Source organism: Pseudomonas sp. W5-01 (assembly GCF_046540435.1).
Taxonomy (GTDB): domain Bacteria; phylum Pseudomonadota; class Gammaproteobacteria; order Pseudomonadales; family Pseudomonadaceae; genus Aquipseudomonas; species Aquipseudomonas graminis_B.
The window spans coordinates 107310-129147 of sequence record NZ_JAXCIP010000004.1 but is presented as its reverse complement, the minus strand read 5'-3'; the positions used below and the strand labels follow the sequence as shown (position 1 = coordinate 129147).

Annotated in this window: 20 protein-coding genes; 6 read left to right on the top strand and 14 right to left on the bottom strand. The window is 61.9% G+C overall.

What is annotated here, in order from left to right; genetic code table 11:
- Nucleotides 1–49 precede the first annotated feature (49 nt).
- The 11 genes from SLW75_RS14110 to SLW75_RS14060 form a co-directional block, all read right to left on the bottom strand.
- Nucleotides 50–814 (bottom strand): ABC transporter ATP-binding protein, encoded by a 765-nt coding sequence (locus tag SLW75_RS14110; protein WP_065992575.1) that lies wholly within the window; start codon nt 812–814, stop codon nt 50–52.
- 12 nt (nt 815–826) lie between these two features.
- Nucleotides 827–1945 carry a succinylglutamate desuccinylase/aspartoacylase family protein gene (locus SLW75_RS14105; protein WP_410934755.1) on the bottom strand — a complete coding sequence of 373 codons (1119 nt, stop codon included), beginning with the start codon at nt 1943–1945 and terminating at the stop codon, nt 827–829.
- Between the two features lie 9 nt (nt 1946–1954).
- Nucleotides 1955–2665, bottom strand: a complete 711-nt coding sequence (locus tag SLW75_RS14100; protein WP_065992577.1) for an ABC transporter permease — start codon at nt 2663–2665, stop codon at nt 1955–1957.
- A complete protein-coding gene (locus SLW75_RS14095; protein WP_065992578.1) occupies nt 2662–3390 on the bottom strand; it encodes an ABC transporter permease in 729 nt (242 codons plus the stop codon). The genes SLW75_RS14100 and SLW75_RS14095 overlap by 4 nt, the downstream gene beginning before the upstream one ends.
- 79 nt (nt 3391–3469) lie before the next feature.
- Nucleotides 3470–4252 (bottom strand): transporter substrate-binding domain-containing protein, encoded by a 783-nt coding sequence (locus tag SLW75_RS14090; protein WP_065992580.1) that lies wholly within the window; start codon nt 4250–4252, stop codon nt 3470–3472.
- Between the two features lie 379 nt (nt 4253–4631).
- Nucleotides 4632–6347, bottom strand: coding sequence for an ATP-dependent DNA ligase (locus tag SLW75_RS14085; protein WP_410934754.1), 1716 nt, complete (start codon nt 6345–6347; stop codon nt 4632–4634).
- The gene (locus SLW75_RS14080; RefSeq protein WP_192135116.1) at nt 6344–7396 is read right to left on the bottom strand and encodes a ligase-associated DNA damage response exonuclease; all 1053 of its coding nucleotides are present in this window, start codon (nt 7394–7396) and stop codon (nt 6344–6346) included. Before SLW75_RS14080 ends, SLW75_RS14085 begins: the two co-directional genes overlap by 4 nt.
- Before the next feature lie 612 nt (nt 7397–8008).
- On the bottom strand, nt 8009–10492 hold the full coding sequence (locus SLW75_RS14075) for a penicillin acylase family protein (protein WP_410934753.1): 2484 nt from the start codon (nt 10490–10492) through the stop codon (nt 8009–8011).
- Nucleotides 10493–10620: 128 nt separating this feature from the next.
- Complete coding sequence (locus tag SLW75_RS14070; protein ID WP_410934752.1) at nt 10621–11265, bottom strand: glutathione binding-like protein; 645 nt, start codon at nt 11263–11265, stop codon at nt 10621–10623.
- 121 nt (nt 11266–11386) lie between these two features.
- A complete protein-coding gene (locus SLW75_RS14065; protein ID WP_410934751.1) occupies nt 11387–11593 on the bottom strand; it encodes an SEC-C metal-binding domain-containing protein in 207 nt (68 codons plus the stop codon).
- Nucleotides 11594–11597: 4 nt separating this feature from the next.
- On the bottom strand, nt 11598–12083 hold the full coding sequence (locus SLW75_RS14060; RefSeq protein ID WP_065992587.1) for an LEA type 2 family protein: 486 nt from the start codon (nt 12081–12083) through the stop codon (nt 11598–11600).
- Between the two features lie 102 nt (nt 12084–12185).
- Between SLW75_RS14060 and SLW75_RS14055 the strand changes: the two genes are divergently transcribed.
- Entirely contained in the window at nt 12186–12776 is a 591-nt protein-coding gene (locus SLW75_RS14055) for a hypothetical protein (protein WP_410934750.1), read from the top strand.
- Between the two features lie 41 nt (nt 12777–12817).
- Here SLW75_RS14055 and SLW75_RS14050 read toward each other — a convergent pair whose 3' ends face one another.
- Together SLW75_RS14050 and SLW75_RS14045 are read right to left on the bottom strand one after the other, a co-directional pair.
- Nucleotides 12818–13291 carry a YchJ family protein gene (locus SLW75_RS14050; protein WP_410934749.1) on the bottom strand — a complete coding sequence of 158 codons (474 nt, stop codon included), beginning with the start codon at nt 13289–13291 and terminating at the stop codon, nt 12818–12820.
- Between the two features lie 10 nt (nt 13292–13301).
- Nucleotides 13302–13799 (bottom strand): DUF6231 family protein, encoded by a 498-nt coding sequence (locus SLW75_RS14045; RefSeq protein WP_065992593.1) that lies wholly within the window; start codon nt 13797–13799, stop codon nt 13302–13304.
- 243 nt (nt 13800–14042) lie between these two features.
- Here SLW75_RS14045 and SLW75_RS14040 point away from each other — a divergent pair, with 243 nt between their 5' ends.
- The 3 genes from SLW75_RS14040 to SLW75_RS14030 all read left to right on the top strand — a co-directional run bounded on the left by SLW75_RS14040 (nt 14043) and on the right by SLW75_RS14030 (nt 16424).
- Nucleotides 14043–14744, top strand: a complete 702-nt coding sequence (locus SLW75_RS14040; RefSeq protein WP_065992595.1) for an OmpA family protein — start codon at nt 14043–14045, stop codon at nt 14742–14744.
- Between the two features lie 638 nt (nt 14745–15382).
- Nucleotides 15383–15658 (top strand): DUF1145 domain-containing protein, encoded by a 276-nt coding sequence (locus SLW75_RS14035; protein ID WP_065992598.1) that lies wholly within the window; start codon nt 15383–15385, stop codon nt 15656–15658.
- Entirely contained in the window at nt 15651–16424 is a 774-nt protein-coding gene (locus SLW75_RS14030) for a collagen-like protein (RefSeq protein ID WP_369319784.1), read from the top strand. The genes SLW75_RS14035 and SLW75_RS14030 overlap by 8 nt, the downstream gene beginning before the upstream one ends.
- Before the next feature lie 121 nt (nt 16425–16545).
- Here SLW75_RS14030 and SLW75_RS14025 read toward each other — a convergent pair whose 3' ends face one another.
- Nucleotides 16546–17010, bottom strand: coding sequence for a CopD family protein (locus SLW75_RS14025; RefSeq protein ID WP_065992601.1), 465 nt, complete (start codon nt 17008–17010; stop codon nt 16546–16548).
- Between the two features lie 129 nt (nt 17011–17139).
- Between SLW75_RS14025 and dinG the strand changes: the two genes are divergently transcribed.
- Entirely contained in the window at nt 17140–19284 is a 2145-nt protein-coding gene (gene dinG, locus SLW75_RS14020) for an ATP-dependent DNA helicase DinG (protein WP_065992603.1), read from the top strand.
- A gap of 109 nt (nt 19285–19393) precedes the next feature.
- Nucleotides 19394–21772, top strand: coding sequence for a beta-agarase (locus tag SLW75_RS14015; RefSeq protein WP_410934748.1), 2379 nt, complete (start codon nt 19394–19396; stop codon nt 21770–21772).
- The last annotated feature ends 66 nt before the right edge of the window (nt 21773–21838 follow it).

Genomic DNA, 21838 nt, shown 5'->3' with positions numbered 1-21838 from the left:
GTGATGCGTGTCCCGCACTGAGGCGGGGTGTCAGGCCGGCAGCAGGCGGCTACTTAAGATTCCCGCTCAAAAACTGCTGCAAGCGCTCGCTCTTCGGGCTGCCCAACACGTCGTCCGGGTGGCCCATTTCCTCAATCTGGCCCTGGTGCAGGAACACCACCTGATTGGCGACCTTGCGGGCGAAGCCCATTTCGTGGGTCACCAGAATCATGGTCCGGCCCTCTTCAGCGAGGCCCTGAATCACTTTCAACACTTCGCCGACCAGCTCAGGGTCGAGGGCTGAAGTCGGCTCGTCGAACAGCATGATTTCCGGTTCCATCGCCAGCGCGCGGGCGATGGCCACGCGCTGCTGCTGGCCACCGGACAGGAACGCGGGGTATTGATCGGCGACACGCGCCGGCAGCCCGACCTTGTCCAGGTATTTGCGTGCGCGGGCCTCAGCCTCCACCTTCGACACGCCCAGTACCCGCCGCGGGGCCATGGTGATGTTTTCCAGCACCGTCATGTGGCTCCACAGGTTGAAGTGCTGGAACACCATCGCCAGCCTCGTGCGAATCCGCTGCAGCTCGGCCGGGTCGGCGACGCGCATGCCGCCGGTGTCGCTGACCATGCGCACGGGCTGGCCGTCCAGGCTCATGGCGCCGTCATTGGGTTGCTCGAGAAAATTGATGCAGCGCAGGAACGTGCTCTTGCCCGAGCCGCTGGCGCCGATCAGACAAATCACGTCGCCGACGCTGGCCTTCAGCGACACCCCTTTGAGCACCTCGTGGTCACCGTAGCTTTTATGCAGGCCATCGATGGTCAGTTTGTACATGAAGGGCAGTCCTCAAGGAGAAAGTAAGTAGCCGCTGCGGTAGGCTTCGGTGCCGGCGACATGGGCGATGACCATGCCGGCGGTCGCCATGCGTCGCAATGAGCGGGCGTACATAAGGCCAGCGTTGGCCGTGCGGATCGGGGTCACTGCGTCGCTGATCGGGTCGATGACCTCAGCGATCAATTGCCCCGCCTCGACGTATTCGCCGGGCAGTGTGCAGAACACCAGCAAACCACCGACAGGCGTAGCAACCGGTTCGACGCCCGCCAGCGGGGTCGCCGGGTAAAGCAGTTCGGGTGGAGCAACCGGCTCGCCGGCAATGGCGCCGTGGTGCATCAGGTAGCTGATGATCGCCTGACAGTCGCGGCTGGCGAGGGCGTGATTGACATCGCCCTGGCCGCGCAATTCCAGGGTGACGGAAAAGCTGCCCATAGGAATCGGGAAGCGCTTGGCAAAGCGCTGCTGCAGTTGCCACCAGACCAGCGTGAAGCATTCATCGAACGACTGTCCGCCGGAGTCGGTGGCCAGCAGGCTTGCCTGTGCGCCGAGATAACGCGACAGCGCTTCGACCTGGGGCCAGGCCTCAGGCGTAGTGTACAAGTGCTCGACGGATTCGAAATCGCAATGCAGGTCCAGCACCACATCAGCGTCACAGGCCAGGCGCTGCAGCGTCAGGCGCTGGGACTCCAGTTGGGTGCTGCCGACGCAGTTATTCAGTGCGCCCAGCAAGGTTTTGCGAATCAGTGCGACATTGTGCCGGGAATCATCCGTCAGCAGCGCTTCGACTTCATCGCCCACCTGCTGACCGAGGTCGACGAAGCGGCGGTTGAAGTTCTGTCCGCTTTCAAGCTCGTAACGGCCCAGCGGCATGTCCATCAGGACCTGCTCCAGCCCGACGGGGTTGGCCACCGGAACGACCACCACCTCGCCGAGCAACTGGCCGGCGTTTTCAAGCTCGGCCAGCCGTTGCTTCAAGTACCAGGACACCAGCATGCCCGGCAGCTCGTCGGCGTGCAGGGACGACTGGATGTAAACCTTGCAGGCGCCGTGTTCCGGGCCGTAGTGAAAGCTATGGATCTGCCGCGCGGTGCCAGGCACCGGGGCCAGCAGATCATGGGTCTGGTGTCGCATGCAGGGTTCCTAGTGAGTCGGGCCGAGGAAGGCCAGCCAGCGGCGTTCAGCCAATCGGAACAGGCCTACCAGAATGAACGTGACCGTGAGGTAGATCAGCGCCGCAATACCGAACGACTGGAACGTCAGGAAGGTGGCCGAGTTGGCGTCCCGCGCGACCTTGAGGATGTCCGGCACGGTGGCGGTGAAAGCCACGGTGGTCGAGTGCAGCATCAGGATCACTTCGTTGCTGTAATAAGGCAGCGAACGGCGCAGTGCCGACGGCATGATGACGTAGGTGTACAAGCGCCAGCCGGTCAGGCCGTAAGCCTTGGCCGCCTCGACTTCGCCGTGGTTCATGCTGCGAATCGCGCCAGCGAAGATCTCCGTGGTGTAGGCGCAAGTGTTCAAAGCGAAGGCGAGGATCGTGCAGTTCATCGCGTCACGGAAGAACGCGCCTAGCATCGGCTGCTCCCGTACGGCGGCGATGCTGTAGATGCCGGTGTAGCAAATCAGCAACTGGATATACAGCGGCGTTCCACGGAAGAGGTAGGTGTAGAACTGCACCGGCCAGCGCACCAGGGGATTGCGCGATACGCGGGCGATGGACAGCGGAATCGAAACGATGAAGCCAATGGCGATGGAGGCACTGAGCAGCCACATCGTCATGGCCAGGCCGGTGATGTTCTGGCCGTCCGTATAAAGGAAGGCGCGCCAGTATTCTTGCAGCAACTCGATCATCGTTGAGCCTCCCGGCTGCCGGCGGCATAACGCCGTTCGGCCCAGCGCAGGGCGAAGTTGGACACGCTGGTGATGACCAGATAGATCAGTGCGGCGATTACCAGGAAGTAGAACAGCTGATAGGTGCTTTTACCCGCGTCCTGCGCGGCTTTGACCAAGTCGGCCAGACCGATGATCGACACCAGCGCGGTGGCCTTGAGCACCACTTGCCAGTTGTTGCCGATGCCGGGCAGGGCGAAGCGCATCATCTGCGGGAATACCACCATGCGAAACCGTTGCGAACGGCTGAGCCCATAGGCCGTGGCGGCTTCGACCTGACCGCGCGGTACGGCGAGAATCGCGCCGCGGAAGGTCTCGGTGAAGTACGCGCCATAGATGAAGCCCAACGTGATGACGCCGGCAGAGAAAGGGTCGATCTCGATGTAATCCCATTCCATCGCATTGGTGAGCGTGGTCAGCCAGGTTTGCAGGCTGTAGAAGATCAGCAGCATCAGCACCAGGTCCGGTACGCCACGGATCAACGTGGTGTAGATCTGGGCAGGAACGCGCAGCACGGCGGCTTTTGACAGTTTGGCACTGGCGCCCAGCAGGCCGAGCACAATGGCCAGCAGCAGCGACATTACCGATAATTTGACGGTCATCCAGGTGCCTTGCAGCAACAGCGGGCCGAAGCCTTTCAGGCTGAATGCTGACAGTCCCAGGTTTTGCAGGAGAGTTTCGAACATGTGCAACCTATACAGTCAATAAAAACGCCCGTGAACTTCAGCGACGGATTCTGGCTGAAATCAACGGGCGTCTGTTTGCTTATTTACCGCTGTACAGATTCAGATCGCCGAAGTGCTTCTTCTGGATCTCGGCGTACTTGCCGTCGTCGTGTAACGCTTTGATACCCTTGTCCAACAGCGCTTTCAGGTCCTTGTTACCTTTCGAGATGCCGACTGCGGTTTTGGCTGGCAGCAGGGGATCGTCGATAGGCTTGCTGACTTCATAGTCACCGCCTTGTGGCGATTTCAGGAAGCCCAGCTCGGCTTGCAGCATGTCTTGAACCGAGGCATCCAGACGACCCGAAACGAGGTCGGCATAGACCTGATCCTGGTTGGCGTAGGCCTGGGTTTTCACGCCAGCCTTGTCCAGAACGGCCTTGGCGTAGGCTTCCTGGATGGTGCCTTGCTCGTAACCCACGGTTTTGCCTTTGAGCGAGGCCGTGTCAGCACTCAGGCCGGAGCCTTTTTTGTAGACCAGTGAGGTAGGGCCGGAAAACAGTTCGCTGGAGAAGTCGATGACTTTCTCGCGGGCCGGGGTCACGGTCATGGAGGAGATCACGCCGTCGAACTTGTTGGCTTTCAGGCCTGGGATCATGCCGTCGAAGTCGCTTTCGACCCACTTGCACTTGACCTTCAATTCAGCACAAATCGCGTTGCCCAGATCGATATCGAAGCCTACCAGGCTGCCATCGGCGGCTTTGGATTCGAAGGGCGCATAGGAAGGATCGACGCCGAAACGCAGCTCCTTGTACTCCTTGGCCATTGCGTTACCGGCGGCCAGACAGATGGCGAGAGCGGAAAGGGTCAGCCATGCTTTTTTCATCGTTCAGTCCTTAAAACCAAATTGAGCGTTGGGAACACGCGAAGGCTTGCTACCGGCAAAAGCCAGACCGCAAATAGACAGCAATTTCCGAACCAAAGAAACGAACGCGCGTTTTAAATGTACGGAGTTGTCGCAATGATGACTTAGCGCCATCTTTTGTCTTTTTTTGAGGCCCCGCAGGCATCGGCAGAGTAGCCGTATCCCGTTGAGAGTGGGCGAAAAAGTTGCAGCCTTTGGGGTGTCCAGCGGCGCTTGTTGTGATGGAGGGGAGATTCGAAACGCCTGGCGGGGCTTGTCGCTGAGAGGTGCGTTTTTCAGCGCGCCCCATTTCAGCGCATTCGACGCGGACCGAAGCCAGGCCCGCGCACCGCTACGGTGCTCAGGCCAGCAGGTCCTGCAGCGTCGCCAGGCTGTCGGCTTCAGCAACGGGCTTGTCCAGGCGCCAGCGCAGCATCCTGGGAAACCTCACCGCGATGCCGCTTTTGTGCCGTTTCGACAGGGCGATGCCTTCGAAGCCCAGCTCGAACACCAGGGTCGGGGTAACACTTCGCACCGGGCCGAATTTGTCGACGGTGGTCTTGCGGATGATTGCGTCGACTTTGCGCATCTCTTCGTCGGTCAGCCCCGAATACGCTTTGGCGAAGGGCACCAGCGTCCGTTCGCTGGACTCCGGCGGGCCGTCCCAGACCGCAAAGGTGTAGTCGCTGTACAGGCTGGCGCGGCGGCCGTGACCGCGTTGGGCGTAGATCAGCACCGCGTCGACGCTGAACGGGTCCATCTTCCATTTCCACCAGACGCCCATGTCCTTGGTGCGCCCGACGCCGTACATCGAGTCCCGTGCCTTGAGCATCATGCCTTCCACACCGAGACTGCGGGACGCCTCGCGCTGCCGGCCGAGGTCGAGCCAGTCAGCGCCGGTCAGCACGGGGGACGGCATCAATACCGGGCTCTGGGCGCTGGCGATGACTTTTTCCATCTGCGTGCGGCGCTCATGTTGCGGGCGACTGCGCCAGTCGTGGCCTTCCCATTCCAGCAGGTCGTAAGCCAGCACGACGACCGGCACGTCTTCCAGAATCTTCTTGCCCAGGGTTTTGCGGCCGATCCGCTGCTGCAGCAGGGCGAAGGGTTGTACCGACGGCGTCGCTTCGCCAGGTGTGCCGGGCGCAGGGGTGTCCAGCGCGAACTCGCCGCTCTCCGGATTCTCCGGCGTCGCGGCTTTCCAGACGACAATCTCGCCATCGATGACGGTGCCGTCGGGCAGGCACTGAGCCAGGGTGTGCAGTTCCGGGAAGCGATCCGTGACCAGTTCTTCGCCCCGCGACCAGATCCACAAGCGACCTTCGCGCTTGACCACCTGGGCGCGGATGCCGTCCCACTTCCATTCCACCTGCCAGTTTTCGGCGGCGCCCAGCAGGTTCTCGAACTGATCGACGGGTTGCTGCAGCGCGTGGGCAAGGAAGAAGGGGTAAGGTTGGCCGCCGCGTTGCGCGTGTTCGTCGGCCGATTCTTCGGCGATGAGCTTTAGGTAGCCCTCGGCGCTGGGGCGATGGGAAAGATCGGTGTAGCCGACCAGTCGCTGGGCCACGCGCTTGCTGTCGATATCAGCCAAGGCCGCCAGGGCCCGTGTCACCAGCAGCTTCGAAACACCGACGCGGAAACTGCCGGTGATCAGCTTCAGGCAGACCATTAGGCTTTGCGGGTCCAGTTGCGACCAGAACGTCGGCAAACGCTCGAGCAACTCTTCCGGGGGCAGACCACGCAGGGGCAGCAGATGGTTTTCCATCCAGCTGGCCAGGCCTTCTTCGGAGCTGTGCTCGGCTTTGGGTAGCAACAGCGACAGGGTTTCCGCCAAATCGCCGACCGCCTGGTAGCTCTCCTCGAACAACCATTCCGGCAAGCCGGACAACAACAGTGCCTGCTCACGCAACATGCGCGTGGGCACCAGTTGCCGTGGGCGTCCGCCGGCCAGGAAGTACACCGCCCACGCGGCGTCTTCGGGGGCGGCGTTGCTGAAGTAAGCCTGCATGGCTGCCAGCTTGGCGTTGCTGGAGGTGGTAGCGTCGAGGTCCGAATAGAGTTCGGCGAAGGCCTTCATGAGGAGGCCTCGCCTGTCGATTCGGGGCCGGGTGCAGGTTCGGTCTTGGCCGCTGCGTCGTCTTCTTCGTCGCCGTATTCGGTGCTGAAGCCTTGGGCGTCGAGGCCCAGTTCGCGCAGATAGCGCACCAGCACGGCCACTGAACCGTGGGTGACCATCACTCGTTCAGCGCCGGTGTTTTCGATGGCCCAGAGCAAGCCCGGCCAGTCGGCGTGGTCGGAGAGGGCAAAGCCTCGGTCGACGCCGCGCCGACGTCGGGTGCCGCGCAGCATCATCCAGCCGCTGGCGAAGGCGTCGCTGAATTCGCCAAAGCGGCGCATCCAGGTGCTGCCGCCAGCTGACGGCGGTGCGACGATCAGGGCGCTGCGCAACGCGGGGTCGGTTTTTTTGAAGTCGCCGGCGTAGTGGGTTTCGGGGATGCGCACGCCGGCTTCGCGGTAGACGCGGTTCAGCGGTTCGACGGCGCCGTGGACGAGGATCGGGCCGATGCTGGGGTCGATGCCGTGGAGGATGCGTTGGGCTTTGCCAAATGAGTACGCGAACAGGACGCTGGCTTTGCCGGCGGCGGCATTGGCGCGCCACCATTCGTTGACCCCGGCGAAGATTTCCGCCTGGGGTTGCCAGCGGTAGATCGGCAGGCCGAAGGTGGATTCGGTGATGAAGGTGTGGCAGCGCACGGGTTCGAAGGGTTCGCAGGTGCCGTCGGGTTCGACTTTGTAGTCACCGGAGGCGACCCAGATTTCGCCCTGGTATTCGAGGCGGACCTGGGCGGAGCCGAGGACGTGGCCGGCCGGGTGGAGGCTGAGTTTGACGCCGTGGTGGGTGATGCTTTCGCCATAGGCGAGGGTCTGGAGGTTGATGTCCTGGCCCAGTCGGGAGCGCAATATGCCTTCGCCGGGCGCGGCGGCGAGGTAGTGTTCGTTGCCGGTGCGGGCGTGATCGCCGTGGGCGTGGGTGATGACGGAGCGTTCGACCGGGCGCCATGGATCGATGTAGAAATCACCGGGCGGGCAGTAGAGGCCTTCGGGGCGGGCAATGACGAGATCCATGGGTTAACCGGGTTTGGGGACTTGTCAGGTAGAGCGGTGGCGGGGCGCAGAAGTTCGGGGTTTTGACGCTAGATCAAGATCAAGATCAAGATCAAGATCAAGATCAAGAGCGTCGGCCTAACGGCTCGACTGTTTCGGCTTCGCCGAGTTACTTGGAAAAGCACCCCAAGTAACCAAGGGTGCTTGCTCTCGGTTTGGCCCTTCGTTCCTCAGGGTTCCTTCACTCCGGTCTCGCTCCGTGGGCCCGCCGCCATCCGCCATCCATGGCGGGGGGCGGCTCTCGCGGCATCCATGCCGCTCGGCCCACGGAGCGAGACCTGCGTTCAGCCTGCACCCAAGTCGCGTTTGGCGGCGTCTGGGCTATTTGAGTTTGAAGATCAAAAGCGGATCAAAAGCAGATGCAGATCAACGGCTTCCCGGCTGAAGCCGGTCCTACGGGGCGCCGCCGGTCCCACTGACGGTACGCGGTGTGCTTTTTAGTGGGACCGGCTTCAGCCGGGAAGAGGCCGGGTTGAGCGACGTCTATTTTTGCGCCTTGACACTGATCGTTCCCACGCTCTGCGTGGGAATGCATCCCGGGACGCTCCGCGTCATCCCGGATGGCTCGGCCATTTACTTCCCGGGCGTCAGCGTCAGGCGTTGTTTGCCGTAGGCTTTTTCGAAGTTTTCCGGTTGCATCGGCACTGACATGTAGAGGCCTTTCATCCAGGGGTCGATGCCGTTGGCGTTGTATGGGCTCGCGGGGTTGCCGGATTGGCCCGCGGCGTTTTGCGCCATCATCGGTTCTTGCTGGGCGAAGTCGACGATGATGCGCATGGCCGGTACGACGGCGGCGTTGAAGTCCTGGCCCCAGTGGAAGCCCGACGCGTTGAGGGTGGTGTGGTCGCCGCCCGTGGCGATTGGGCCTTTGATCATGTTTGCCTTGTTGCCCCCCAGCGCCGCGCTGAGTTGGGCGCTTTGGGCGGTCCAAGTGATCTGGTGCAACTTGCCCCACTGCCAGGCTTTGTGATCGGCGCCGAGTTGAGCTTCGCCCACGGTGATCGCAGCGGCCAGGCTGCGGGCGAGGATGGTGGGTTTGTCTTCTTTTTGCGGCGTTTTCACGTCGTCCCAATACGGACTGTCTTCGCGGCCCAATAGGTGATCGGCCTGGGGCGAGTAGGACAGGTCCGCGCTTTGCACCAGCGCTTTCCAGGCAGGGCTGGTTTCCGGGCCGAGTTCGTCGAGGAAAGTCTGGCGGGCACTCTCTTGCAGGAACAATTCGTAAATCGCCGCATCCGCCGAACCCGGCGACAGTCGGCCGTCGAACGCCATCAGGCGGGTCAACGCATCACGGGCTTTGTCGCGCTCTGGCGCGGGCAGGGCGTCAATGGCCTGTTTCAGCGGTACTGACATGCCCGGCGCGGAGAACATTTTCTTCAGTTTGGCGGCGAAGGTCGTGGTCTGGTCGTATTGCATGGCGACGGTGCTGCGGGTGTCCTGCTTGCCGGCACTGGCCAGTTCGGCGATGCGTTCGGCGCGCTCCGGATAATCCCAGGAATTGGAGAGCTGCATGCCATAGCCTTTCGGCACCGTGCGTTGATTGGCGGTGGCGATCCAGCCCTGTTGCGAATCCTGATCGTACGGGTGCAGCATCGCGTCAGCATAGCCGTCCCAGTCGAACCGGCCGTCCCAGCCCGGCGAAGGAATCAGGCCGAGCCCGTCGCGCCGATTCGGGTATTTGCCGGTGACCTGCCAGCCGGTGTTCGACGCATCGGCGAACACCATGTTCAGGGTGATGGCGCGGATTTCCCGGGTGGTGTCGAAGGCCCGCTGCACGTTCGGCGCACGGGTCAGGTCGAAGAGGGCATCGAGGGTTTTGTCGTCCTTGGCATCAGGCGTCTGCAGGGCGATGCCAAGGCCGCTGGCCAACTGCGCAGAACTTGCGTTGAGCAGCGGGCCGTGGCGTGTTTCGTAGGCTGGCTCGCGCACCGGGCTCTGGCCTTTGACGAAGTAGGTTTCCTCATGGGCGCCTGCCGCGACCCATTTGCCGTCGGCCATCACCATCAGGCGGTTGTTTTCACGCTTGAGCTTCTCCAGGAACAGGTCTTGGTTGTCGCCCATTGCCGGGCCCATGCTCCAGGCCAGTTTGCCGTTGAAACCGGACAAGACCAGCGGCAATCCCGCAACGGTCGCGCCTGCGGCCTGGTATTTCGGCGAGCGGATCTGTACGAAATTCCACATCGACGGGACAGTCGGCGCCAGTTGACTGTCAGTGGCCAGCAGACTTTTGCCAGCGCGCGCGCGTTGCGGTGAGATCACCCAGTTATTCGATGCCGAAACCCCCAGCAGGTTGAGGTCGGAAAGCTGCAGCGCCGCTTTGTCCAGATCGCTCAGGCCCGCCAGCTGGCTGCCCAGATTCAGGCCCTTGAGCTTGTCGGCTTCAGCAAAGGGCAACTCCTCGTCGGGATAGGTTGGCAGCAGCCAGGCCAGCTTGTCTGCCCCGACTTTCTGCGCCAGCACCAGGGAGGAAATCTCCTCCTGCAGGTTCACCGACAGGCTGAAGTTGAGCAGGCTGAAGATCAGCGCCGAATCTTCCGGCTTCCAGTATTCAGGCTTGTAACCCGAATCGGCGAGGTCAGCCGGCAGCTTGTCGCGATAGCGGAACAAGTAGGCGTTGACGCCGCGCGCGTACACCTCGAAGAAGCGTTTCAGGCGCGGCGAGGAGGCCGCATACAGCTGGCCGGCAGTCTGCTTGAGGTTGGCGGCGCGCATCATGCGGTCGAGGTCGAGGGCGCCCGGCCCTGCGATTTCCGACAGCCGGCCTTGGGCAAGCAAGCGCATTTGCATCATCTGGGTGATGCGGTCGGTCGCGTGAACGTAGCCGAGGGTGAACAGCGCGTCATGGAACGTGCTGCTCTCAATCAGCGGCATGCCCAGGTTGTTGCGGCGAATCGAGACGTTCTGTGCCAGCCCTTTAATGGCAAACACCCCGCTGGCAGGCGGCAGGCTGTCGCGGTCTTCACCCCCCAGCTGGCAACCGGCCAGGCTCAGGAGTCCGATCATGGCAGCGGCCGCGCTCATGCGCGTTTTCAGAGTTGAAAGGGCTGGCGAGGCCATGATGAAGCTCCTGCGGGGGTGTGCGTAGAAAAGGCGCTACGTTAGAGAGCAGGCGAGCGCCACGCAAGCCGGGGGAGGGAGTTTATTTTCGCGATTTTCGCTCCACGGTGAAGGCGGCGTCTGTCCGTTCATGGCTTCGGCGGATTGATCTTGTCGGCCAGCGCATAGGCCCGCTTCACTGCATCGCGATGGGCGACCGTCTCGAACCAACGCTTCAGGTGCGGGAAGTCATCCAGGTTCTGCTCCTGAAACGTGTGGGGCACGATCCACGGATAGATCGCCATGTCCGCGATGCCGTAGTCCTCGCCCGCCACATAGCTGCGATCGGCCAGACGCTCGTTCAACACGCCATACAAGCGCGCGGTTTCGTCGACGTAACGCTTGATCGCGTAGGGAATCTTCTCTTTGGCGAACCGGTTGAAATGGTGATTCTGACCGGCCATCGGGCCCAGGCCACCCATTTGCCAGAACAGCCACTGCAGGGTTTCCTCGCGGCCGCGCAGGTCCGTTGCAATGAACCGGCCGGTCTTCTCGGCCAGGTACAGCAGGATCGCGCCGGACTCGAACAGGCTCAGCGGTTCGCCGCCGTCAGCAGGTTCGTGGTCGACGATGGCCGGGATCTTGTTGTTGGGGGAAATCTTCAGAAAATCGGCTTCGAACTGCTCGTTCGCGCCGATGTTGACCGGGAAAATTTTGTACGGCAGGCCCGCTTCTTCGAGGAAAATTGAGACTTTGTGGCCGTTGGGGGTGGTCCAGTAATGCAGGTCGATCATTGCGCGCTCCAGGTGAAGTCATCACGAGTGCCGTTAAGACTGCACCTGTTTTACGCCTTCGAACGTCCCTCGCACAAATGAAAACGGCCTGAAGATTCAGGCCGTAGAACATGTCGGGCGGTTATGCGCCGTGGCATTTCTTGAATTTTTTCTCGCTGCCGCAGGGGCAAGGGTCGTTGCGGCCGACGTCCTTGAGCGTGTTGCGGACCGGCTCTTGAGGCGCGTGGCCGCAATGCGGGCCGTGCACGTGGCCGTGGTCATGGTGGTGATCATGATGGTCGTGATCGTGGTAACAATCGGGACCGTGCACGTGGGCTTGCTGGTTCATGGGGTTACTCCGGAATCAAATCGCCGGGGATTATGTCGCCATTGCGCCCGATGCGCACGCTGTGTCCGAATAAAAATCCGGTCTTGAGCTTGCCTTCCAACCGGTAATGCACCGGCTGATTGGCTTTGCCGAGCACCTTGGAGATGTCCTTGAGGTGTTCCCACAGGTTGGTGCGGATCGGCACGGAAAAGTTTTTGTGGCTGTTGGCTTTGACGATGAACCAGTCGCTGTAGACGCCTTCGCTGAGCAACATGTCGTTGAGCAGGATTTTGTAGCGCAGACCGCGGACCAACAGGCTGGAGTCATTGGGGTTGTCGACCCGAAAGCGCAGCTTGAAGTCCTGACGCAGCAACTTGGCCTTGACCACCTCGACCTTCAGCAGCTTGACGTCGGGGTCTTCGAAGCCGCCGGTTATCCAGGTCGAGCAGCCCGACAGCGCCAGGAGCGCGAAGAGGCCTGCGATTCTGAGGACGTGTGCTGCAAACATCATGGGTCGCTCCCTTTTATTCCCGGTCTGACCGCCACTTCACGTGACTCGCCGTTCTCTACAGCCTGCGCCATACTCGCGCCATGTGTCGAAGGAGTATTGACCATGCAGCACTACGAAATCGTATTTTCCGGCCAACTGGTGCCCGGCGCGCAGCCGGATCTGGTCAGGGCCAACCTGGCAAAGCTGTTCCAGGCGGACGCTCAGCGCATCGCGTTGCTGTTCTCCGGCCGTCGGCTGGTGCTGAAAAACAACCTCGATGAGGCCGCCGCCGAAAAGTACCGCTCGACCCTCGAACGCGCCGGGGCCATGGCCCAGGTTGTGTCGATGGTGCCGGTCGTTGAGGCGCCGGGTCTGGTCGAGGTGGAAGAAGTTGAACTGGCGCCGCCGCCGGACGAGCCGACCTGGACGCGCAAGGCGTCAAGCCTGACGCCGCCGCCCAACGACGCCACGCCGCCGCGCAAAGCCAGGGTCAAGCCGCGCGATGTGTACATGGCTGCATTTGTGGACGTCGAGGCGCCGGACTTCACGCTCTCCGAACCGGGCCAGGACGTGCAGGATCCGAAGATGCCGGCGCGTGCGCCGCAGCTTGACCTGTCCGGCTTGAGCCTGGCACCTGCCGGCGCTGATCTGGGTCAGGACAAGCCGGTTGAGCACGCGCTGGTACCTGACGTTTCCCACATCAGGCTGGCCTGAGGACTGCCTGTCTCTGAGTGGTGACTGGCGTCGCTGAAAGGTCAGTTGAGATAAGCCGAACAGCACTTCTTGAGTTTCTGCTGACTGCCGCAAGGGCAGGCGTCGTTACGACCGGCTTTGATCGACACTGTCGGGTCGATGAAATACCAGCGTCTGTCATGCTGCACGAACGCCGAGCGCTCGCGGTGACAATGCTCGCCGTCGGCATCGTGCCAGCGGGCGGTGAAGGTCACGAATGCATGTTCAGGCTGACCGCCGATCAACTCCGCACCCTCGACTTCCAGACCCAGCCAGGTGCTCCGGGCGCTCCACTGGCTGATCGCGTCACGGTCCAGCCCGGCCTGTTGCGCCGGCAATGTGGTGTCCAGCAAATAATCCACCAACCCCAGCACATAAGCGCTGTAGCGCGAACGCATCAGCGCTTCGGCGCACGGCGCGGGCTGACCGGCGTGATAGCGACCGCAGCAACCGTCGAGAAGATTGCCGCTGCCGCAAGGGCATATTGCGCTGCTCATGATGCGTTTCTCACCACCAGTACTTGCCGTAATTCTCCGGATTGGCCCAGAACTTCGCGTTCAGCCAGTCCGGCACCTGTTTGTATTCGCGCAGATCGTAGGTGAACAGCGTCAGCACTTGTTCATCCCGGGAAAACCGTTCACTGGCCTGCAGTGCCAGCGAGTAGAAATCCGTGGACTGCCAACCGCAGGCATCAAGATCCGCCAGCACGGCAATGCGGCTGGCATTGAGGTTGCGGATGCCGCCCAACAACTCCAGGCCCGTACGTTTGGGCATGTGTTCAAGGCAGTCCACCACCAGCGCCAGATCGAAGCGCTGTCCGGCCAGGTCGGCGGGTAAGAGACCTGGCCCCGCGTGGGCCAGCTCGGTCTGCGGATGCGCTTCTTGAAAGGCCTGCAACGCCGGAAAAGTCTCGGCGCCAACCAGCAGCAAACGATTCGGCGCATAGAGGTCGAGCAGGGCGGCCAAGGCCTGTTGCGGCGTGCGGCTGGAGAAGCGGTCGGTCATTGGAGATCCTCGTTCAGGCGGCAAGGTTAGCGTGCTGAACTTCAATGGCCTAGTGCTTGCAGGCTTTCATTTCGCATTACAACGACGCGTACGGAGTGAAGGCGGAAGGCTGTTCTCCACAGAAGAGCCCGAGTTGTGCGGTGAAATCCGGTAAAACCCCCGTCACCCGGGTGGCGAACGGCCCCACACGCGTCTTTACTGCATTTCAGTCGGTTTTAGCCGATACCAAAGGAGAAGAAACGTATGAGCATGATTCGGACAGCGTTACCTCTGATTCTGGTGACCAGTGTATTGACGGGATGTGCGGGTTTGCAAAAGACCGACTGGCCTCTGTGTGCGGCCGGGGGCGCGCTGAGTGGCGCTGCGATCGGCGCCTTCCAGAGCGCGTCGGTGGCGGCAGGCTTCGGTGCTGCAGTGGGCGTCATGGCAGGCGCATATTGCTGGACCCACGGGGACGGCGATGATGACGGAGACGGCGTCCTCAACAGCATGGACAAATGCCCGAACACACCGAAAGGCACCCCGGTCGATGCCACCGGTTGCCCGATCGTGACACCGGCCCCTGAACCGATGGCCGCGCCGGTGGTGCTGCCGAAAGAAGAAATCATCACCATCCGTGACGTGCACTTCGAGTTCAACAAAGCCACCCTGACACCGGGTGACAAACAGCAACTGGACATGGTTGCGACCAAACTCAAAACCGAAGCGCCGAACGTGCAACTCCACGTCAGCGGCCACACCGACAGCGTGGGCAGCGATGCCTACAACCAGAAACTGTCGCAAAAACGCGCGCAATCGGTGACCGACTACCTCGTCAGTGCCGGCATCCCGCGTGCCTCGTTCGTGTCCGTCGAAGGTGACGGCGAAGCCCGCCCAGTGGCCGACAACAAAACCGCCGACGGCCGAGCGCTCAACCGCCGCGTCGAGATCAAAATCAACCGTTGAGACAAGGTTGACGCCATAAAGAAAGCCCCGGTCTGCAAGCCGGGGCTTTTCTATTGGCGGGATTTGAATTCATGTTCAAAAAAATCAGCGCTCAAACCGGCCCCTTCCCGGCTAAAGCCGGTCCTACATGGGACGACATCGGTCCCACGGACTGCACGCGCTGCTTTTCGTAGGACCGGCTTCAGCCGGAAAGCCTTTGCCTTTGCCGTTGCCGTTGCCGTTGCTTTTGATCTTCGTACACAAAAAGCCCAGTCACCACCAATCGCGACTTGGGTGCAGGCTGAACGCAGACGACGCGGAGTGGGCCGAGCGGCATGGATGCCGCGAGAGCGCCGTCAGGACATGGATGTCCGTTCGGCGCGGGCCCACGGAGCGTCGTCGGAGTGAAGGAACCCCGAGGCACGAGGGGCCAAACCAGGAGCAGGGCCTTTTTGGTTACTTTTTCGGCTCTTGGAAAAAGTGACCCGCCGTAAGGGCGGAACCATAATCCCGGCAAACACAAATAACGGATATTCACCGAATCCATGCCTGTGAACGCGAGCAACTTTTGAAACCTGCCTCTGGCATAGTCCCGCGCCTCCCCGTACTGTGCGCAAACCGTTTTCACCGCACAAAACCAAAAACAGCAGAGGCACCACATGAGTGTGATTTGGGGAACAGGGAAAGTACTGACAACAGCATTCTGGCTACTGATAATCACCAGCCTGACCATCGCCATGCCACACCCCTTCGACCTGTTGTTCAAACTGGCCGGCGGCCTCTTGCTGCTCGTCCACCTCATCGAACTGATCAGCTACAACGCCAGCCTGCGCGGCCGCCCCCATCCCTGGCGCGATCGCCTCAAGATTCTGCTCTTCGGCCTATTCCACCTGAACACATTCAAACGCCCACTGGCGGAGGTACACCATGCGTAACGCGATGCTGATGACGGCAGGCCTGCTGTCCGCCCTGAGCAGCCCCTGGATCATGGCCCAGACCATCTCCGTCGAAACCCACTCGCTCATGCGGCTTCCGTCCAAAACCAGCGTATTGCAACTGGACCGACTCGAAGTGGCCGACTACGGCACCCTCCTGATCCCGGCCGGCCTCACCGAAGTCAAAGTCGGCCAACTTGTCATGGGCCACGAATCACGCATCGCCATCGTCCCGAGCGCCGAGGCATTCAGCCTGCAAGTCAAACAGGGCGACCTCGGCGGCGGCGCGGAAATCACTGCGCGGGGCGCCCCGGGCACCTTCGAAAAACCGCCGACCCCAGGCCGCAACCTCAACCTGCGGATCGAACAACTCAACGCCGACCAGCTCTACATCGACGCCCGCGGCGGCGCAGGCTCGCCCGGTTACATCGGCCTCGATGGCGGCAACGGCATCGATCCGGGCTGCACGTGGGGTTCCGCCAGTCGCGGGATCGACGGCGACAATGGCGGCAACGGCCGTGACGGCGCGCCGGGTGCGCTCGTTCGTCTAGAGCTGCCAGCGACCTTCGGCAATGAGCGCATCAAGGTCAACGTACAAGGCGGTGCCGGTGGCATCGGCGGCGACGGCGGTCGCGGCGGCAAAGGCGGCGCGTCCAAAGGCTGCGTGGTCTATCGCGCTGACGGCGCCAAGTCCGGCAAGAACGGCGACAAGGGTCAGTCCGGTGCAGCAGGGCCGGCGGGCGCTATCGTGGTTCGCAACTTATAAGCGCGATTCTCCCCCCTCCATACGGTTCATGTGGAAGTGAGCCTGCTCACGAAGACGGTCTCTAAACCGCCCGATATCGAGCGGTTGAAGCGCCTTTTCGCGAGCAGCTCTTCCCCACCTCTCAGAACGTTGGCCTGATGGCAGCGATCGCCACAACGGCCGCCCCTATCATCAGATTGATCCCCACCAGACGTCGAATTCCCCCCATCGCAGCGGCGCCATCCGCCCATTGTTCGGCGAGCACAGCCTTGCGCAACTGCGGCAGGTTCAGCGTCGAAACGCGCAGAAACAACGCCACCATCACCACATACAGGCCCATCATCACCTGCACATAGCGGGGCGCGGTCTGAAAGCCGCTGAAATTCATGTTGATCATGCCAATGCCGGTCACCGGCAGCATGATCACCGCGCACCAGACCCACACGAAGAAACGCGGCAACACCTGCAGCCACAGCTTCAACCGGGCCGGGCCCTCCAGGGCGGCGATGACCGCCGGTCGAAGAATCATCCAGGCGAAAAACATTCCTCCTACCCACACAATCGCCGCCAGCACATGCAATGCGTAGACAAAGGCTACAGGTGACATCGAGAACTCCGATCTGCGCAGAAAGAATTAGCGCGGTATGATAGCCGCCCGCTGCGACTACTGAAGATATATCCAGCGGTTTTCGTGTTTTCATTCAGCACCCGTGACGCCGAGCCAACGACCCAGCCCATGATCAGCACCGAACTCAAATCCCAGATTCAGGGCGCCTACTCGCGTTTCCTCGAAGCCAAGAGCCTCAAGCCTCGTTACGGCCAGCGCCTGATGATCGCTGAAGTGGCGAAGGTGCTGGGCGACGTCGACACCGACGAAGAAGGCCGCCGTTCGGGTGATCCCGCCGTGGTGGCGGTTGAGGCGGGGACCGGCACCGGCAAAACCGTTGCCTACGCCATCGCAGCCATTCCAACTGCCAAGGCTGCCGGCAAGCGCCTGGTCATTGCCACCGCGACTGTCGCCCTGCAGGAGCAGATCGTCTACAAAGACCTGCCCGACCTGATGCGCAACAGCGGCTTGAACTTCACGTTCGCGCTGGCCAAGGGCCGTGGCCGCTACATGTGCCTGTCCAAGCTCGACATGCTGCTGCAGGAAGGCGACGCCCAGAGCGCGACCGCACAGCTGTTCGAAGAAGAAGGCTTCAAGATCGAAGTGGATGAAGCCAGCCAGAAGCTCTTCACCACCATGATCGAAAAACTCGCCGGCAACAAATGGGACGGCGATCGCGACAGCTGGCCCCAGGAACTGGCCGACCAGGACTGGGCGCGCCTGACCACCGATCACAGTCAGTGCACCAACCGCCATTGCCCGAACTTCCAGCAGTGCGCTTTCTACAAAGCCCGAGAGGGCATGGGCAAGGTCGATGTCATCGTCACCAACCACGACATGGTCCTCGCTGACCTGGCGCTGGGCGGCGGTGCAGTCCTGCCCGATCCTCGCGACACCCTGTACGTCTTCGACGAAGGCCATCACCTGCCAGACAAGGCGATCGGTCACTTCGCTCATTTCAGTCGCCTGCGCTCCACCGCCGACTGGCTGGAGCAAACCGCCAAGAACCTCACCAAATTGCTGGCCCAGCACCCGCTGCCGGGCGACCTGGGCAAGCTGATCGAGCAGGTGCCCGAGCTGGCGCGGGAGATCAAGACCCAGCAGCAGTTCATGTTCACGGCCTGCGAGCAGCTTGCCGACTTCAAGCAAGGCGAAGACATGGAAGGCCGCGAGCGTCCGCGGCATCGCTTCGTCGGCGGCGTGGTCCCCGAACACATGCGCGAGATGGGCATCGAGCTGAAAAAAGGCTTCGCCCGGCTCGACGACCTGTTCACGCGCCTGACCGAGCTGCTTAAAGAAGGCATGGACGGCGAGGTCAACATCGGCATCGCCAGCCATCAGGCGGAAGAGTGGTACCCGCTGTTCGGCAGCTTGTTGGCCCGCGCCCACGGCAACTGGGAATTGTGGACCGCCTTCACCGCTGAAGATCCGGAAAACAGCCCGCCCATGGCGCGCTGGCTGACCCTCGCCGACAGCGGCTCGCTGTTCGACATCGAGGTCAACGCAAGCCCGATCCTGGCGGCCGAAATGTTGCGCCGCAACCTGTGGAACGTTGCCTACGGCGCGCTGGTGACCTCCGCCACCCTGACCGCGCTGGGCAAGTTCGACCGTTTTCGCATGCGTGCCGGGCTGCCGAAGGACGCCGTCACCGCCGTAGTGCCGAGCCCCTTCCACCATGCCGACGCAGGCGTGTTGCGCGTGCCAGACCTCAAAGCCGACCCTCGCAACGCGGCCGAACATACGGCCGCCATCATCCGCGAACTGCCGAATCTGGTCGAAGGCTCCAAAGGCACGCTGGTGCTGTTCTCATCGCGCAAACAGATGCAGGAAGTGTTCGACGGGCTGGAGCGGGACTGGCGCAAGCGGGTGTTCATCCAGGGCAATCTGTCCAAACAGGAAACCCTCAACAAGCACAAGGCGCGGGTCGACGGTGGCGATGAAAGCGTCCTGTTCGGTCTGGCCAGCTTCGCTGAAGGGGTCGACCTCCCGGGCGCCTACTGCGAGCACGTAGTGATCGCCAAGATTCCCTTCGCCGTGCCGGATGATCCGGTTGAAGCTGCGCTCGCCGAATGGATCGAAGCCCGGGGTGGCAATCCGTTCATGGAGATCGCCGTTCCCGATGCCTCGTTGCGCCTGATCCAGGCCTGCGGTCGTCTGCTGCGCACCGAACAGGATCGCGGCATCATCACGCTGCTGGATCGCCGGGTCGTGACCCAGCGCTACGGCAAAGCCATCCTCAACGCACTGCCGCCATTCCGGCGCGAAATTTCCTGAACCCGTGTTGCAAATGAAACACGGATGACCGGGTCTTAGATTCGGTCTGCCCTGATGCGCGCAACCCCTTGTGCTCCGGGCCTCAGATGATCAAGGAGCTTCAGATCACATGATTCGCCGTTCACTGTCCGCCATCCTTGCCACGCTGTGCGCGGGCATGGCCCACGCCGCGCCTGACGTTCAGCAGACGCTGTTCAATTTCGTCCGGCCCGCCGACGTGGTGAAGGTCACCACCCAGGATGCCGGGTTTCCCCAGGCCAACGCCGAACAGACGGCCGAAGGCGAAGTGCTGCGCCGAGTCGTTTTCAATCCGGTCGCCAAACCCAGTCTGCGACTGACCCCGCAGACCGGCGTCTGGGACTGGAGCCACGACAGCGCCATGACCTTGCGCCTGCAGAGCGCGATGGACTGGGCATTGACGGTGTACGTGCAGATCGAAAGCCGCGACGGCAAAGTCCTCACCAGCCGCATCGACCTGCCTGCCGGCCCGGCGCAAACCCTGGTGCTGCCGCTCAAGGCCAGTTCGCCGCTGACCCAGGGCATGCGCGCCGGTCCACCGATGCCGTGGGTTTACGAGGGACAGCGCGTGTTGCTGGCCAGCACCGAAGGTGACCTGAACAGCGCTGAGGTTTCATCGGTCACCGTGTCGTTGTCTCAGCCCAACGTTGCCCAGTCCGTCTTGATCGAGAAGTTCGGCGTGCAAGAGGGCGATGCCTTGCTAACCGCTGCCTACGGCAACCTGGTTGACGGTTACGGTCAGTTCACCCGAGGCAAGTGGCCGGAGAAGGTCACCAGCGACGAGCAGCTCAAGACACTGGCGGGCAAGGAACAGCAACAGTTGCAAAGCTGGCTGAAAGACCGGCCCGCTCACGACAAATACGGCGGCTTGCTCAACGGACCGGCGTTCGAAGCGAAGGGCTTTTTCCGCACCGAGAAGCGCGACGAGCGCTGGTATCTGGTGACGCCAGAGGGCCATCCTTTCTACTCCCTGGGCGTGAATGCCATCTCCGCTGACGACAGCCAGACCTACGTCGAGGGTCGGGAAACCATGTTCACCGGCCTGCCCGGCAGCGACGATCCACTCGCCGCGTTCTACGGCAAGGGCGACGACAACCGCGAGACGGGTGCCAACCGCAACCGGCAGTTCGATCAGGGCGGCTGGTTCGACTTCTATGGTGCAAATCTGCAGCGCACCTACGGCGCGCCGAAGTGCGTTGAAGTCTCCAAGCCTGTTGATCCGGCGGACGACGAAGACGAAACGCCAGCCAACACTGCAGCCACTCCAGCAGCGGCGACCGCGTCAACTGGCGACAGCGCTGACGGTCAGACCTTGCCAGCGCCTCAGCCTGAAAAGCCCGCCACATCTGCGCCTGCAGTCGAATGCAAGCCGGTGATCGTCGACCGCAAGCGCTGGGTTGATCACACCCTGCAACGTTTGCAGGCGTGGGGTTTCAACACCGTCGGCAACTGGAGCGAGCCCGCGCTGCAAAACCTCGAAAGCAGCAAGAAGGAACGCGTGCCCTACACACTGCCGCTGTCCATCGTTGGCGACTACGTCAGTATCAGCACCGGCTTGGATTGGTGGGGCGGCATGCCTGATCCGTTCGATCCGCGTTTTGCCATGGCCACCGAGCGGGCCGTCGCCATCGCTGCTCGCGACCATCGTGATGACCCGTACCTGATCGGTTATTTCGCCGATAACGAATTGGCCTGGGCTGCGCCGGGCAACGCTCCGAAGGATCGCTACGCATTGGCCTACGGCACGCTGAAGCTGACCACCGATGTGCCGGCCAAGCGTGCCTTCCTCAAGCAGTTGCGTGACAAGTACCGCAACGAGGAGGGGTTGTCCAAGGCGTGGGGTATTCACCTGGCAGCGTGGGAGTTGATGGAAGACCCGGGCTTCGAGCCGCCGCTGCCCAGCGCAGAGCACCCGGAGATCGAAAACGACTTCAGGTATTTCCAGCGTGTGTTCGCCGAGACCTATTTCAAAACCATATCCGACGCGCTCAAGTGGCATGCGCCGAACCATCTCCTGCTCGGCGGGCGCTTTGGCGTCACCAGCCCTGAGGCGGTCGAAGCCTGCGCCAAGTTTTGCGACGTGCTGAGTTTCAACTTCTATACGCTCAAACCTCAGGACGGCGTGGACTTTGCAAAACTGCACGTCCTCGACAAGCCTGTGCTGGTCAGTGAGTTTCACTTTGGCTCCCGTGATCGCGGGCCGTTCTGGGGCGGGGTGCTCGAAGTGCCGCGTGAAGAAGATCGCGGCCCGGCGTATGCCAATTTCCTGAAGAGCGCGCTGGCCGAGCCTTCCATTGTCGGTGTGCACTGGTTCCAGTACCTGGATCAGCCTGTCACCGGCCGATTGCTGGACGGTGAAAACGGCCATCTCGGACTGGTAGGTATCACCGACGTGCCGTACTCGGGCTTCGTCGAGGCGGTGCGCAAGGCCAATGCACAGGTCGTGGACGTGATCGGCAAGCACCCTTAACCGGGCGGTTCCCAAAGCGCCCAATCGCTGGAACAATGTGCGCCATTTTTGCAGCCCGACCGGAGA

Excerpts from the sequence above, each read along its gene's own strand:
- SLW75_RS14065 (WP_410934751.1), bottom strand. The coding sequence starts at position 11,593 with ATGAACCAGCAAGCCCACGTGCACGGTCCCGATTGTTACCACGATCAC.
- SLW75_RS14080 (WP_192135116.1), bottom strand. The coding sequence starts at position 7,396 with ATGGATCTCGTCATTGCCCGCCCCGAAGGCCTCTACTGCCCGCCCGGT.
- SLW75_RS14030 (WP_369319784.1), top strand. The coding sequence starts at position 15,651 with ATGCGTAACGCGATGCTGATGACGGCAGGCCTGCTGTCCGCCCTGAGC.
- SLW75_RS14055 (WP_410934750.1), top strand. The coding sequence starts at position 12,186 with ATGCAGCACTACGAAATCGTATTTTCCGGCCAACTGGTGCCCGGCGCG.
- SLW75_RS14075 (WP_410934753.1), bottom strand. The coding sequence starts at position 10,492 with ATGGCCTCGCCAGCCCTTTCAACTCTGAAAACGCGCATGAGCGCGGCC.
- SLW75_RS14095 (WP_065992578.1), bottom strand. The coding sequence starts at position 3,390 with ATGTTCGAAACTCTCCTGCAAAACCTGGGACTGTCAGCATTCAGCCTG.
- SLW75_RS14105 (WP_410934755.1), bottom strand. The coding sequence starts at position 1,945 with ATGCGACACCAGACCCATGATCTGCTGGCCCCGGTGCCTGGCACCGCG.
- SLW75_RS14050 (WP_410934749.1), bottom strand. The coding sequence starts at position 13,291 with ATGAGCAGCGCAATATGCCCTTGCGGCAGCGGCAATCTTCTCGACGGT.
- SLW75_RS14110 (WP_065992575.1), bottom strand. The coding sequence starts at position 814 with ATGTACAAACTGACCATCGATGGCCTGCATAAAAGCTACGGTGACCAC.
- SLW75_RS14070 (WP_410934752.1), bottom strand. The coding sequence starts at position 11,265 with ATGATCGACCTGCATTACTGGACCACCCCCAACGGCCACAAAGTCTCA.
- SLW75_RS14025 (WP_065992601.1), bottom strand. The coding sequence starts at position 17,010 with ATGTCACCTGTAGCCTTTGTCTACGCATTGCATGTGCTGGCGGCGATT.
- SLW75_RS14060 (WP_065992587.1), bottom strand. The coding sequence starts at position 12,083 with ATGATGTTTGCAGCACACGTCCTCAGAATCGCAGGCCTCTTCGCGCTC.
- dinG (WP_065992603.1), top strand. The coding sequence starts at position 17,140 with ATGATCAGCACCGAACTCAAATCCCAGATTCAGGGCGCCTACTCGCGT.
- SLW75_RS14015 (WP_410934748.1), top strand. The coding sequence starts at position 19,394 with ATGATTCGCCGTTCACTGTCCGCCATCCTTGCCACGCTGTGCGCGGGC.
- SLW75_RS14035 (WP_065992598.1), top strand. The coding sequence starts at position 15,383 with ATGAGTGTGATTTGGGGAACAGGGAAAGTACTGACAACAGCATTCTGG.
- SLW75_RS14085 (WP_410934754.1), bottom strand. The coding sequence starts at position 6,347 with ATGAAGGCCTTCGCCGAACTCTATTCGGACCTCGACGCTACCACCTCC.
- SLW75_RS14100 (WP_065992577.1), bottom strand. The coding sequence starts at position 2,665 with ATGATCGAGTTGCTGCAAGAATACTGGCGCGCCTTCCTTTATACGGAC.
- SLW75_RS14090 (WP_065992580.1), bottom strand. The coding sequence starts at position 4,252 with ATGAAAAAAGCATGGCTGACCCTTTCCGCTCTCGCCATCTGTCTGGCC.
- SLW75_RS14040 (WP_065992595.1), top strand. The coding sequence starts at position 14,043 with ATGAGCATGATTCGGACAGCGTTACCTCTGATTCTGGTGACCAGTGTA.
- SLW75_RS14045 (WP_065992593.1), bottom strand. The coding sequence starts at position 13,799 with ATGACCGACCGCTTCTCCAGCCGCACGCCGCAACAGGCCTTGGCCGCC.